This window comes from Methylorubrum sp. SL192, from assembly GCF_026672325.1.
In the GTDB taxonomy this organism is placed as follows: Bacteria; Pseudomonadota; Alphaproteobacteria; order Rhizobiales; family Beijerinckiaceae; genus Methylobacterium; species Methylobacterium extorquens.
In genome coordinates, this window is record NZ_JAPPQV010000003.1 from 3,129,798 (window position 1) to 3,141,676 (window position 11,879).

Consider the following 11,879-nt stretch of genomic DNA (forward strand, 5'->3'; position numbering starts at 1 on the left):
CTCTCGCGGACGGGCGTGGCCCGAGCGAGATAGGGCGACCTCACGGCGCGGGCGAAGGGCTCAACCCGCAAAGCGACCGAAGGTCACCATGGTCTCGCCGTAGCTGCGCCGCTCCCGTTCCTCGAAACCCGGTGGCAGGACCGGGCCGGCCTCGGCGGCCTCCTCGACGAGGACCAGCGCGCCGCGGCTGAGCCAACCGCCCCCGGCCGCCGCCGCGAGGGCCGCGGGTGCAAGGTTCTTCCGGTAGGGCGGATCGCAGAAGACCAGCGTCGCGGGCCGGTCCAGGGCAGGTCCGAGCCGGGTCGCGTCGCGCGGGATCAGCCGGGCGCGGTCCTCGCAGCCAAGGGCGGCGATCGCGGCGCGGATCAGGGTGCCGGCCTGGCGCCCCTCGTCCACGAAGAGCGCGCGGGCCGCGCCGCGGGACAGCGCCTCGAAGCCGAGGGCGCCGGTACCCGCGAACAGGTCGAGCACCACCGCATCCTCAACCGCGTCGTCGTAGGCGTGGGCGAGCACGTTGAACAGGGCCTCGCGCAGGCGGTCGGAGGTCGGGCGGATGCCCTCCGCCTTCGGTCCGACCAGCCTGCGCCCGCGCCATTCGCCGCCGACGATCCGCACGCGCGAAGCCCCTTAGCCCTCGCCGCGCGGCGGACGGCTCGGACGTCCGCCCCCGCGCGGTCCCGGCTTGCCGCCACCACCGGGACGTCCCCCAGGGGCACCGCCGGGCTTGCCGCCGGGACGTCCGCTCGGGCGCCCACCGGGCCGGCCGCCACCACCGGGCTTGAAGTCGCCCCGCGGGCCACCTTTCGCGCCGCCCTTGAAATCGCCCCTGGCGCCGTCGCGGTCACCGCCCTTGAAGCCGGGCTTGCCGCCGAAGCTCTTGCCTGCACCACCACCGGGCCCCTTGCCGGGGCCCTTGCGGAAGGCGGGACGATCGGACGCCTCGGCGCCGCGCGGAGGGCGGGCCGGCCGCTCGCCTTCGGCGGCACGGGGCCGGTCGCGCGGGGGGCCGCGACGCTCGGGCGGGCGCCCTTCGCTCGGCCGCTCGCGGCGGGGTGCACCCTCGCCGCGCTCACGGGAGTCACCATGGAAGTCACGCTGAGGCCGGCCCTCGCTCCGCTCACGCGGCGGACGCCCCTCGAAATCGGACGGGCGCTCGCGGGGCGGCCCGCGCCGCTCGGCCGGTGCGGCCTCCCCGGCCTCGCGGCGGCGGGGACGGGCATCGCCCGCGGGTGCGCCGTGGCGGAACTCGTCCCGGCCCGGCCGCTCGTCGCGGGCGCGGTTCTCGCGCGGTCCCTCGCTGCGCGGCCTGTCATCGCGCGGCCGATCTTGACCTGGCCGATCCTGGCGCGGCCTGTCTTCGCGCGCCCTGTCGCGGGGCGCGGACCGCTCCTCCTCGTTGCGGAAGCGGACCCGGCGATGCGGCTCGGGTGCGGGCTTCTCGGGCGAGGGCTGAAGCCGCTCCACCAGCACCCGGCGCTCGCCGGCCGCCTGGATCGCGCCGACCCGCTCGCGGCCGCGCTCGGCCGCCGCCGCGCGGGCGGTCTTGGGGTCCATGCCCCGGCGCGGCACCTTCGAGGCGCGAGGCCGCGTCTCCTCGTCGGCGCGCCACACGGTCGGGGAAGGGGGACGCGGGGCCGGGCGCGCACCGGCGCGGGGGGCGGCAGGGCGGGCGGGATCGCGCGGCGGACGGCCGGCCGAGCCGCCGCGAGACCCCGAGCGGGCCTCCGAGGCGCCCTCGTCGCGCGCGCCTTGACGGCCCCGTCCTGCGGGCGCCGCCTGCGCGGCGCGGGTGGCCTTCTTCGGGCTGCCGAAGGGGGCGATCGTCTCGCGCACCGGGCTCTCGAAATCGACGCCGGCCTGCTCGGCGAGGTTCTTTCCGAGCTGGTCCTTCAGAACCCTGGTGCGGATCTCCTCGACGAGGCCGACTTCGAGGTCGCCGAGCTGGAACGGTCCGAACGAGAGCCGGATCAGCCGGTTCACCGACAGGCCGAGATGCTCCAGGATGCGCTTGACCTCGCGGTTCTTGCCCTCGCGCAGGCCGAGCGTCAGCCAGACGTTGTCGCCCTGCGCCCGGTCGAGGGTCGCCTCGATCGGGCCGTACTCCATGCCGTCGACGGTCAGGCCCTTCTTGAGCTTGTCGAGATCGGGCTGGGTCACGTCGCCGAAGGCGCGCACCCGGTAGCGGCGCAGCCAGCCGGTATCGGGATGGGCGATCACCTTGGCCAGCCCCCCGTCATTGGTGAGGAGCAGCAGCCCTTCGGTGTTGATGTCGAGCCGGCCGATGGCGACGACCCGCGGCAGCTCTTCGGGCAGGCCGTCGAACACCGTCGGGCGGCCCTCCGGGTCGCGGGCGGTGGTGACGACGCCGCGCGGCTTGTGCAGCAGCCACAGCCGGGTCCGCTCGCGGGCGGGCAGGGGCTCGTCGTCCACCGTGATGCGATCGGAATCGGTGACGTTGATCGCCGGCGAGGTCAGAACCTTGCCGTTGAGGGTGACGCGGCCGGCCTCGATCAGGGCCTCCGCGTCGCGGCGGGAAGCGATGCCGGCGCGGGCGATGGCCTTGGCGATGCGCTCGCCCTCGGGCGCGGCGGGTTGGTCCGCGGGCACGGCCGGGGAGGGGTCTGGAATGTCGGTCATCCGCGCCCCTTATCAGAGCAGCGGGTTGCACAAAAGGAAAAGGCGGCCCGCGAGGGCCGCCCTTTCATCGAACCGTGCGGTTCAAGTCGGTCACAGTCGCGGCGAACGACCGCGCACCGCGCCCATCACCGCCGAGATCAGGAACAGCGCGATCGCGACGAAGAACACGATCTTGGCCGCTTCCACGGCGGTGCCGGCGATGCCGCCGAAGCCGAGCAGCGCAGCGATCAGAGCGACGACGAGAAAGGTAACAGCCCAACCGATCATGGTATCCTCCTGACGTCCGTCTCGGACGATGTCTTGCAGTGTCTTTCGAAGTCTGTCCTGGCTGAGAAATTGCCAAGCTGCCGGAATCGTTCCGTCGATGGCGCTGAAAACGGTTGCCGGGAGCGAAGCGTTCCGGGAAGCGCCCGGCCCCGCCGCGTTCGGCCGGCCTACGATGCCCGCTCGGAGGATGGCGCCCGGACAAAGCCCACATCGGCGGCGACCGCCTTGAGCCGGTCGGGCTCACGCTCCTTGCGCTCGGAGTAGCGGTCGACGAGGTAATCGGCCCGTCCGCGGGTCAGGAGCGTGAACTTCATCAGCTCCTCGCACACGTCCACGACCCGGTCGTAGAGCGGCCCCGGCTTCATGCGGCCGGCCTCGTCGAACTCCTTGTAGGCCATCGGCACCGAGGACTGGTTCGGGATGGTGATCATCCGCATCCAGCGCCCGAGCACCCGCAGGCTGTTCACCGCATTGAAGCTCTGCGAACCGCCCGACACCTGCATCACCGCAAGCGTGCGCCCCTGCGTCGGGCGGACCGAGCCCTCGCTCAGCGGCAGCCAATCGATCTGGCTTTTCATCACCCCGGTCAGGTTGCCGTGCCGCTCGGGGCTCACCCAGACCTGCCCCTCGGACCAGACCGAGAGTTCGCGGAGCTCCCGCACCTTCGGGTGGTCGGCCGTCGCGTCGTCGGGGAGCGGCAGGCCGTGCGCATGGAAGATCCGCACCTCACCGCCCATCGCCTCCAGCAGCCGGGCCGCCTCGTAGGCCAGGAACCGGCTGAAGGACCGCTCTCGCAGCGAACCGTAGAGGATCAGGAAGCGCGGCGCGTGCGCGAGCGGCGTCGACGCCTGCACTCGCTCGGTAGTGGGCAGTTCGACATGCGCCTCGGAGAGGTTCGGCAACCCGTCGGCGAACGGCTGATGGGGCTTGTCCACGCAGCAATCTTTCCATACGTTTCAACAAACGTTGAATTGATGGACCAGACATGGACGAACGGCAAGCCCTCGCCGCCTTCGCCGCACTCGGCCAGGAGCACCGCCTCCGTGTCGTGCGCGCGCTCGTCATCGCCGGGCCCGACGGCCTCGCCGCCGGGGCGCTGGCGGCCGAGGTCGGGGTCGCCAGCACCAACCTGTCCTTCCACTTGAAGGAGCTCTCGCATGCTGGGCTGATCACGTTCCGCCGCGAGGGCAAGTCGGTCATCTACAGCGCCGCATACGCTGGCCTGTCCGCCCTGATCGCCTTTCTGATGCGCGATTGCTGCCAGGGTCGGCCGGAGGTCTGCGCCCCGGCCGTCGCCGCCCTGTCCGCCTGCGACTGCCCCACCGGAGACACCGCCCATGCCTGAGGCGTTCGACATCGTCATCTACCACAACCCTGCCTGCGGCACGTCCCGCAACACCCTGGCCATGATCCGCAACGCCGGCATCGAGCCGCACGTGGTCGAGTACCTGAAGACTCCGCCGAGCCGGGCGCTCATCACTCGGATGCTCGCCCGCGCTGGCCTCTCGGTCCGTGATGCGCTGCGGGACAAGGGAACACCCTATGCCGAGCTCAACCTGGCCGATCCGGCGTTTACCGACGCGCAGCTCCTCGACGCGATCGAGGCCCACCCGGCCCTCCTCAACCGCCCGCTCGTGGCGAGCCCGAAGGGCGTACGCTTGTGCAGGCCGTCCGAGGCGGTGCTCGACCTTCTGCCGGCCCAGCGGGGCGCGTTCGTGAAGGAGGACGGCGAGCGCGTGGTGGACGAGCACGGTCGTCGCGTCAGCGCCGCCTGAGGAAGCCCGATGTCCCTGTTCGAACGCTTCCTCACCCTCTGGGTGGCCCTGTGCATCGTGGCCGGCATCGCGCTCGGCCACGTCATGCCCGGCGTCTTCCACGCTGTCGGCGCCGCCGAAGTCGCCAAGGTGAACCTGCCGGTGGCGGTGCTGATCTGGCTCATGGTCATCCCCATGCTGCTCAAGATCGACTTCGTCGCGCTGCGTCAGGTCGGGCGGCACTGGCGCGGCATCGGCGTGACGCTCTTCATCAACTGGGCGGTGAAGCCGTTCTCGATGGCGGCGCTGGGCTGGCTGTTCATCGGCACCCTGTTCCGACCCTACCTGCCCGCGGAGCAGATCGACAGCTACATCGCCGGGCTCATCATCCTGGCCGCTGCGCCCTGCACGGCGATGGTGTTCGTGTGGTCGAACCTGACCCGCGGCGAGCCGCACTTCACGCTGAGCCAAGTGGCGCTCAACGACACCATCATGGTGGTGGCGTTCGCGCCCCTCGTCGGCCTTCTGCTCGGCCTGTCGGCCATCACCGTGCCCTGGGGAACGCTGGTGCTGTCGGTGGTGCTCTACATCGTCATCCCCGTCGTGATCGCGCAGGCGGTCCGCCGAATTCTGCTGGCATCCGGCGGCCAAGCCGCCCTCGACCGTCTGCTCGGCCGGCTCGGTCCGGTCTCGCTGGTGGCGCTGCTGGCCACCCTGGTGCTGCTGTTCGGCTTCCAGGGCGAGCAGATCCTGGCCCAGCCGGCGGTCATCGGTCTGCTCGCGGTTCCCATCCTCATCCAGGTCTACCTGAACGCGGGGCTGGCCTACCTGCTCAACCGCGCTGCGGGCGAACAGCACTGCGTCGCCGGCCCCTCGGCGTTGATCGGCGCCTCGAACTTCTTCGAGCTCGCGGTGGCGGCCGCCATCAGCCTGTTCGGCTTCAACTCGGGCGCGGCGCTCGCCACCGTGGTCGGCGTCCTCATCGAGGTGCCGGTCATGCTCTCGGTCGTGTGGATCGTGAACCGCTCGAAGGGCTGGTACGAGCGCGGTGCGTCAGCACGAGGAACGGCGCTGCAATCCGTTTCCCGCGAGACCCGAGTCGGGTAGCCGCGCTCGTCTGATCGCGGCCCCCGTCTGGGCCGTGTAAGCGGCTCATCACAACTCAGCAGCCCCTCACACGATCGAGCCGATCGTATTTCGAACCCTGTAGGGCAGGGGGTGCTGCAACGCGTAAAGGCGCCCGGAGCCCGTCCCCCGGGCGCTCGAAAGCTCGCGAAAAGATCCGTCAGGCCGCCAGCGTCCGCCCGGGCCGGCCCTCGGCCGTGGTCCCGGCTTCGAGCAGGACGGCGATCTCGTGGACCGGGCGGGGCGGGCTGAACAGGTAACCCTGCACCTCCTGCGCCCCCTCGGCCCGGATCGTGGCGAGCTGCGGCTCGGTCTCGACGCCTTCGACCAAGGTGGTGATGCCGAGGCTCGCCCCCAGGCTCACGATGGCGCGGATGATCGCGCCAGCCTCCGACTGGGCGGCGCAGTCGCGCACGAAGGAACGGTCGATCTTGATCTTGTCGAAGGGGAAGCGGCGCAGGTAGCTGATCGAGGAATAGCCGGTTCCGAAATCGTCCATGGAGATGCGCACGCCGAGCTTGCGCAGGGTGTGGAGCGTTTCGAGGTTCGCCTCGGTGTCGTCGAGCAGCACGTTCTCGGTGATCTCCAGTTCGAGCCGGCTCGCCTTGAGGCCGCTGGCCGCGAGCGCGCCGAGCACGCTCTGGATGAAGCCGCGGTGGCGCAGCTGCAGCGGCGAGACGTTGACGGCCACGCTGATTTCGCCCGGCCAGTCCACCGCGTCCCGGCAGGCTTGGCGCAGCACCCATTCGCCGATCGGCACGATCAGGCCGGTCTCCTCGGCGAGCGGGATAAACACCGCCGGGCTCACGAGCCCGCGCTCGGGATGGTGCCAGCGGATCAGCGCCTCCATGCCGGTGATGCGGTTGTCGGACAGGTCCACGAGCGGCTGATAATGCAGTTCGAAGCGGTCCAGCGTGAGCGCCTCGCGCAGCTCGCGTTCGAGGCCGAGCCGCTCGCGCAGGGTCTCGTCCATCTGCGGCTCGAACAGGCGGACGGTGCCGCGCCCCTCGGTCTTCGCCTCGTAGAGGGCGAGGTCAGCCTCCTTGAGGAGGCGCTCGATGTCGTGCGGGACGTCGCCCTCGGCCAGGGCGATGCCGGCGCTCATCCCGATCTCGACGGTGATTCCGTCGAGGGTGTAGGGCGCGGCCACGGTCTCGATCAGGCGCTCGGCCAGGGCCGCGGCCGCGGCCGCATCCTCGACGCGGGAGAGCACCGCGAATTCGTCGCCGCCGAGCCGGGCCACAACATCGTGGCTGCGCACGTGCCCGCGCAGCCGATCGGCCACCGCCCGCAGCAGGGCATCGCCCACCGCGTGGCCGAAGCTGTCGTTGACCGGCTTGAACCGGTCGAGGTCGAGGCAGAGCACCGCGAGCGGCGCCTCCGCGGCGGTGCGCAACGCCGCGAGCCATTCGGCGCCGACCTCGCGCAGGTGGGTGCGGTTCGGCAGGTCGGTGAGCCCGTCGTGGCGGGCCATGTGGATGATGCGCGCCTCGTTGCGCCGCCGCTCGGTGATGTCCTCGAAGGTCGCCACCCAGCCGCCGCCATCGGCCATGGGCCGGTGGATCACGGCGATGACCCGCCCGTCGGCGAGTTCGCGCAGAACCGATTTCGACCCGTCTCCGCTGAGCGAGGTGCGGGTGCCCTCGCTGATCGCATCGACCGTGGCGCCGCGCTTGTAGCACCCGCGCGCCACCAGCATCTCGATGATGGCGCGCTGGCCCATGCCGACATGGACCGCGTCGTCGGGCAGGCCGAAGATCCCCAGGTAGCGCCGGTTCCACACCAGGAGCCGCTGCTCCGCATCGAACATGCACAGGCCGTGCGTCATGTTCTCCAGGGCCGCGTCGAAGCGCCGGTTCTGCTCGCTGAGTTCGGCGTGCGCCTCGACCAGGGCGCACCGGGTCCGGTGCTGCTCGGTGACGTCGCTGCCGACGCCGTGATAGCCCAGGAAATCGCCCTCGGGCGACAAATGCGGGCGGCCGCTGATCTCGAACCAGCGCGGCGTGCCGTCGGGATGGCGGTAGACGTAGGTCAGGTCGCGGAACGGGCGGCGGGCGGTGATCGTCTCGCGGTAGACGGCAAGGCTCTCACCCTCCCCCTCGCAGACCAGGGCCGACCGCGTGAGCCCGATCAGCTCCGCCGGAGAGCGGCCCAGCACACGCTCGGCGCCTGAGGAGACGTAGCTGAATCGATCCTCGGCATCGGTGGCCCAGAGCCAGTCGAAGGCGATTCGCGCGAGTTCTTCGAGGTCGTTCAGGGGCATGAGATCACCGCGGACGAGCCGGACTTTTACGCCTAAAAGTGAATATTTCCTCATGCCCGCGTCTTGGACATTTCGCCTAAATTTTACCCTTTCCGTGTTGGCCCAAGTGAGACTCAAGTGAGCTTCAAGTGGACTCCAAGTGCAGAAGGGCCCCATGACTGTCGCCTGGATTGCAAAGACCTTAGAAAATTCCGCAAGGTTGCATCATCGCAATCTCAGGGCCCCAAACGGCCGTCGGGTCGGGTACGCCGGAGCCTTCGCCCCACCGAGCAGTTATCCGCGATACGGAAGCGGTGGCGTGGGAAGGACGGCGGATGGCAGAGGGCGACGACCTGTTTCCCGGCTTCGCGCCGCTCTGGATCGAGGGGCCGGCGGGCCGCTGGTTCGGCCGGGCGGGCGGTCCCGAAGCGGCGCCGCCGCTCCTGCTTCTGCACGGCTTTCCGCAGAGCCACGCGATGTGGCACCGGCTGGCGTCGGCGCTCGCCCAGACGCACCGCGTCATCGCCCTCGACCTGAAAGGCTACGGCTGGTCGGCCGCGCCGGATTCGGGGAGTGGGGAGAACGCCTACGCCAAGCGGCGACTCGGGGCGGAGATCGTCGCGGTGATGGAGCGGCTCGGCCATATCCGCTTCGCGCTGGCCGGCCATGATCGCGGCGCCCGCATCGGCTACCGGCTCGCCCTCGACGAACCCGGCCGGATCGAGCGACTCGCGCTGCTCGACATCGTGCCGACCGACGTGCAGTGGGCCCGCATCGAGGCGAACCCCGAGGCGAACCCGCACTGGCCGTTCCTGTCGCGTCCCGCCCCGGAACCGGAGACGGCGATCCGCCGCGATCCGGACGGCTATTTCGAGGGGCTGCTGCGCGACTGGACCGCGCGCCACGATCTGACCGCCTTCGACGCCCGTGCGCTCACCCTCTACCGGCAGGCCTGGAGCGTGCCCGAGCGCATCCATGCGATGTGCGAGGATTACCGGGCCGGCGGCGCCGACGGGCCCGACCGCGCCGCCGACCGCGCCGACCTCGCCGCGGGCCGGACCCTGCCGATGCCGGTGCTCGTGCTTGCGAGCGAGGCCTATCTCGACCGGGACAAGCCCGAGACCGCGCTGGCGGCCTGGCAACGGACCTTTGCGCCCCAGGCGCAGGGTGCCCGCATCGCCTCCGGCCACTTCATGGCCGAGGAGGCGCCGGAGCCGACTTTGCGAGCGTTGCAGGCTTTCCTGGCGGCGTGATTCCTCAAAAGCGCTCGACCCACGGCCGCAGGGTGATCTCATCGGTCCAGGCGCTGCGATCCTGGCGCAGGAGGGCGAGGTAGCCCTTCGCGATGGCGTCCGGATCGAGAGTCGCGTCGGGTTGGTCCTGCGGATCGGGCCGGGCGGCGGAGCGGATGGCGCCGTCGATCACAACATGGGCGACGTGGATGCCCTGGGGCTGAAGCTCCCGGGCAAGGCTCTGCGCGAGGCCGCGCAGGGCGAACTTGCCCATGGCGAAGGGGGCCGAGCCCGCAAATCCCTTCACGCTCGCCGAGGCACCGGTGAACAGGATCGCGCCGTGGCGGTGGGGCAGCATCCGCCGGGCGGCGGCTTGCGCCACGAGGAAACCGCCATAGGCCGAGACCGAGAGGGCGCGGGCCACCGCCTCCGGATCGAGATCGACAGTCGCGCCGCGCAGCCGTCCGCTGGCGTTGTAGACCACCACGTCCGGCGCACCGCCGAGCGCCGGTTCGAGCCGGGGGAACAGCGCCTCGACCGCGCCCGGATCGGTGGCATCGCAGGCATGGATGACGGCCCCCGTCTCCGCGGCGAGGTCGTTGAGTTTTTCGGTGTTGCGCGCGGCGAGCCCGACCTTCAGCCCCTCGGCCACGAACAAGCGGGCCAGCGAGGCGCTCAGGCCGGGGCCGGCACCGACGATTAGGGCACGCTGGTAGGTCGGGACCATGGGAGGAGGCTCCGCTGCATTGCGAGGACGAAGGGTCGAACGCGCCGCCCGCAGCCGCGGTTCGACGCTCCGTTACGACGCCCCTCCCGGCTCACCCCCGCCGCTCGGCGAAAAACGCCCTGAGGAGCCCCGCCGCCTCGCCCTCGCGAAAGCCCGAATAGACCTCCGGCGCATGGTGGCAGGTCGGCTGGTTGAACACGCGAGGGCCGTGCTCGACGCCACCGCCCTTGGGGTCGGAGGCGGCGTAGTAGAGCCGGCGGATACGGGCGAAGGCGATCGCACCCGCGCACATCGGGCAGGGCTCCAGGGTCACGTAGAGGTCGCAGCCAGTGAGGCGTTCGTCACTTAGCGCGGTGCAGGCGGCGCGGATCGCCAGGATCTCGGCATGAGCCGTGGGGTCGCACAGCGTGCGCGGCCGGTTGCCCGCGACCGCGAGCACGGTCCCGTCCCGCACCACGGCCGCACCGACCGGCACCTCGCCCAGAGCCGCGGCCTCGCGGGCGGCGGCGAAGGCGAGGTCGAGGAAATCGGGCATCAGTCGCCCTTCATCAGTCGCCCTTGGAGGCCGTCTCTCCGGAAGCCGCTTCGCGGGCGACCTCCCGGCCGCCGATATCGCTGCGGAAGAAGCCGTCCGGCCAGTCGATGCGCTTCACCGCCGCGTAGGCGCGGTCTTTCGCTTGCCCGACGCTGGCACCGAGCGCCGTGACCGCGAGCACCCGGCCGCCATCGGCGAGCAGCCGGTCGCCGTCGCGGCGGGTGCCGGCCTGGAACACCAGAACCGTCGCGTCGCCCGCCTCGCCCCCGGCCGCCTCGACGCCGCGGATCTCAGTGCCGCGGGTCACCGCGCCGGGATAGCCCTGCGCCGCCATCACCACCGTGAGCGCGGCGCGGGAGGCATCGAAACCGATGGCGACGCCGGAGAGGTCGCCTTGAGCCGCCGCCAGCAGCGCCGGCACGAGATCGCCGGTCAGACGCGGCATCAGCACCTGCGCCTCCGGATCGCCGAAGCGGGTGTTGTACTCGATGAGTTTGGGGCCCTCTGCCGTCAGCATCAGCCCGGCATAGAGGATGCCGGAAAACGGCGTGCCGCGGGCGGCCATGCCGGCCAGCGTCGGCGCGATGATCCGCGTCATCACCGTCTCGGTGATCTCCGGCGTGACGATGGAGGCGGGGGAATAGGCGCCCATGCCCCCGGTATTCGGGCCGAGGTCGCCGTCATGGACGCGCTTGTGGTCCTGCGCCGTCCCGATCGGCACCGCACGGGTGCCATCGCAGAGCGCGAAGAAGCTCGCCTCCTCGCCGAACAGGCATTCCTCGATGACGAGCGCCCCGCCTTCCATTCCGTCGAGGATCGCCCGCACGGCGGCCTCGGCCTCGGGCAGCGTCTCGGCCACGGTCACGCCCTTGCCGGCGGCGAGCCCGTCGGCCTTGACCACGATCGGCGCGCCGCGCGCGCGCAGATAGGCCAAAGCCGGCTCGAGGTCGGTGAAGCGAGCGAAGGCCGCGGTCGGGATGTCGTGCTCGGCGCACAGATCCTTGGTGAAGCCCTTCGAGCCTTCGAGCTGCGCCGCGGCCTTCGTCGGCCCGAAGGCGGGGATGCCGGCGGCCTGAAGGTCGTCGACGAGGCCCGCCACCAGCGGCGCCTCCGGCCCCACCACCACCAACCCGACCCCTTCCGCCCGGCAGAACGCGACGACGGCGGCGTGATCGGACACCGCGAGGTCCGGCCGGTTCTCGCCGTGCTGCGCCGTCCCCGGATTGCCGGGGGCGATGAACAGCCGCGTGCAGAGCGGCGATTTCGCGATGGCCCAGGCCAGCGCGTGCTCGCGCCCGCCGGAGCCGATGAGCAGGATGGAGAAGGGCTCGGTCATGAGAAGAACCCTATCCAAAAAATT

The 11,879-nt window shown here is 71.2% G+C and carries 12 protein-coding genes; 4 read left to right on the plus strand and 8 right to left on the minus strand.

What is annotated here, in order from left to right; all coding sequences use genetic code 11:
• Positions 1-60: 60 nt before the first annotated feature.
• The 4 genes from rsmD to arsH form a co-directional block, all read right to left on the minus strand.
• Positions 61-615, minus strand: coding sequence for a 16S rRNA (guanine(966)-N(2))-methyltransferase RsmD (gene rsmD / locus OVA30_RS15530; RefSeq protein WP_268175995.1), 555 nt, complete (start codon positions 613-615; stop codon positions 61-63).
• A 12-nt stretch (positions 616-627) separates the two neighbouring features.
• Positions 628-2,637 (minus strand): pseudouridine synthase, encoded by a 2,010-nt coding sequence (locus OVA30_RS15535; RefSeq protein ID WP_268175996.1) that lies wholly within the window; start codon positions 2,635-2,637, stop codon positions 628-630.
• Between the two features lie 90 nt (positions 2,638-2,727).
• Positions 2,728-2,904: a DUF1328 domain-containing protein gene (locus OVA30_RS15540; protein ID WP_003607421.1), complete on the minus strand. Its 177-nt coding sequence runs from the start codon at positions 2,902-2,904 to the stop codon at positions 2,728-2,730.
• A gap of 167 nt (positions 2,905-3,071) precedes the next feature.
• Positions 3,072-3,839 (minus strand): arsenical resistance protein ArsH, encoded by a 768-nt coding sequence (gene arsH, locus OVA30_RS15545; protein ID WP_268175997.1) that lies wholly within the window; start codon positions 3,837-3,839, stop codon positions 3,072-3,074.
• 50 nt (positions 3,840-3,889) lie between these two features.
• Here arsH and OVA30_RS15550 point away from each other — a divergent pair, with 50 nt between their 5' ends.
• From OVA30_RS15550 to arsB, 3 genes are read left to right on the plus strand one after another with little or no spacing between them, the layout of a single operon-like run.
• Entirely contained in the window at positions 3,890-4,249 is a 360-nt protein-coding gene (locus tag OVA30_RS15550; RefSeq protein ID WP_015824050.1) for an ArsR/SmtB family transcription factor, read from the plus strand.
• Positions 4,242-4,679, plus strand: coding sequence for an arsenate reductase (glutaredoxin) (gene arsC / locus OVA30_RS15555; RefSeq protein ID WP_268175998.1), 438 nt, complete (start codon positions 4,242-4,244; stop codon positions 4,677-4,679). Before OVA30_RS15550 ends, arsC begins: the two co-directional genes overlap by 8 nt.
• Positions 4,680-4,688: 9 nt before the next feature.
• Positions 4,689-5,765 (plus strand): ACR3 family arsenite efflux transporter, encoded by a 1,077-nt coding sequence (gene arsB, locus OVA30_RS15560; RefSeq protein WP_268175999.1) that lies wholly within the window; start codon positions 4,689-4,691, stop codon positions 5,763-5,765.
• A gap of 178 nt (positions 5,766-5,943) precedes the next feature.
• Here arsB and OVA30_RS15565 read toward each other — a convergent pair whose 3' ends face one another.
• A complete protein-coding gene (locus OVA30_RS15565; RefSeq protein WP_268176000.1) occupies positions 5,944-8,046 on the minus strand; it encodes a putative bifunctional diguanylate cyclase/phosphodiesterase in 2,103 nt (700 codons plus the stop codon).
• A 314-nt stretch (positions 8,047-8,360) separates the two neighbouring features.
• Here OVA30_RS15565 and OVA30_RS15570 point away from each other — a divergent pair, with 314 nt between their 5' ends.
• Positions 8,361-9,278, plus strand: a complete 918-nt coding sequence (locus tag OVA30_RS15570) for an alpha/beta fold hydrolase (protein ID WP_268176001.1) — start codon at positions 8,361-8,363, stop codon at positions 9,276-9,278.
• A gap of 4 nt (positions 9,279-9,282) precedes the next feature.
• Here the strand turns inward: OVA30_RS15570 and OVA30_RS15575 are convergent, their stop codons facing one another.
• From OVA30_RS15575 to purD, 3 genes are all read right to left on the minus strand, one after another.
• Entirely contained in the window at positions 9,283-9,984 is a 702-nt protein-coding gene (locus OVA30_RS15575; protein ID WP_268176002.1) for an SDR family NAD(P)-dependent oxidoreductase, read from the minus strand.
• Positions 9,985-10,075: 91 nt separating this feature from the next.
• Positions 10,076-10,519: a nucleoside deaminase gene (locus OVA30_RS15580; RefSeq protein ID WP_268176003.1), complete on the minus strand. Its 444-nt coding sequence runs from the start codon at positions 10,517-10,519 to the stop codon at positions 10,076-10,078.
• 13 nt (positions 10,520-10,532) lie between these two features.
• Entirely contained in the window at positions 10,533-11,855 is a 1,323-nt protein-coding gene (purD, locus tag OVA30_RS15585; protein WP_268176004.1) for a phosphoribosylamine--glycine ligase, read from the minus strand.
• Positions 11,856-11,879: the final 24 nt, after the last annotated feature.

Bases quoted from the DNA above. Each gene is read 5' to 3' on its own strand.
- OVA30_RS15570 (WP_268176001.1), top strand. From the start codon at position 8,361: ATGGCAGAGGGCGACGACCTGTTTCCCGGCTTCGCGCCGCTCTGGATC.
- OVA30_RS15550 (WP_015824050.1), top strand. From the start codon at position 3,890: ATGGACGAACGGCAAGCCCTCGCCGCCTTCGCCGCACTCGGCCAGGAG.
- OVA30_RS15540 (WP_003607421.1), bottom strand. From the start codon at position 2,904: ATGATCGGTTGGGCTGTTACCTTTCTCGTCGTCGCTCTGATCGCTGCG.
- purD (WP_268176004.1), bottom strand. From the start codon at position 11,855: ATGACCGAGCCCTTCTCCATCCTGCTCATCGGCTCCGGCGGGCGCGAG.
- arsC (WP_268175998.1), top strand. From the start codon at position 4,242: ATGCCTGAGGCGTTCGACATCGTCATCTACCACAACCCTGCCTGCGGC.
- OVA30_RS15535 (WP_268175996.1), bottom strand. From the start codon at position 2,637: ATGACCGACATTCCAGACCCCTCCCCGGCCGTGCCCGCGGACCAACCC.
- arsB (WP_268175999.1), top strand. From the start codon at position 4,689: ATGTCCCTGTTCGAACGCTTCCTCACCCTCTGGGTGGCCCTGTGCATC.
- OVA30_RS15580 (WP_268176003.1), bottom strand. From the start codon at position 10,519: ATGCCCGATTTCCTCGACCTCGCCTTCGCCGCCGCCCGCGAGGCCGCG.
- OVA30_RS15575 (WP_268176002.1), bottom strand. From the start codon at position 9,984: ATGGTCCCGACCTACCAGCGTGCCCTAATCGTCGGTGCCGGCCCCGGC.
- OVA30_RS15565 (WP_268176000.1), bottom strand. From the start codon at position 8,046: ATGCCCCTGAACGACCTCGAAGAACTCGCGCGAATCGCCTTCGACTGG.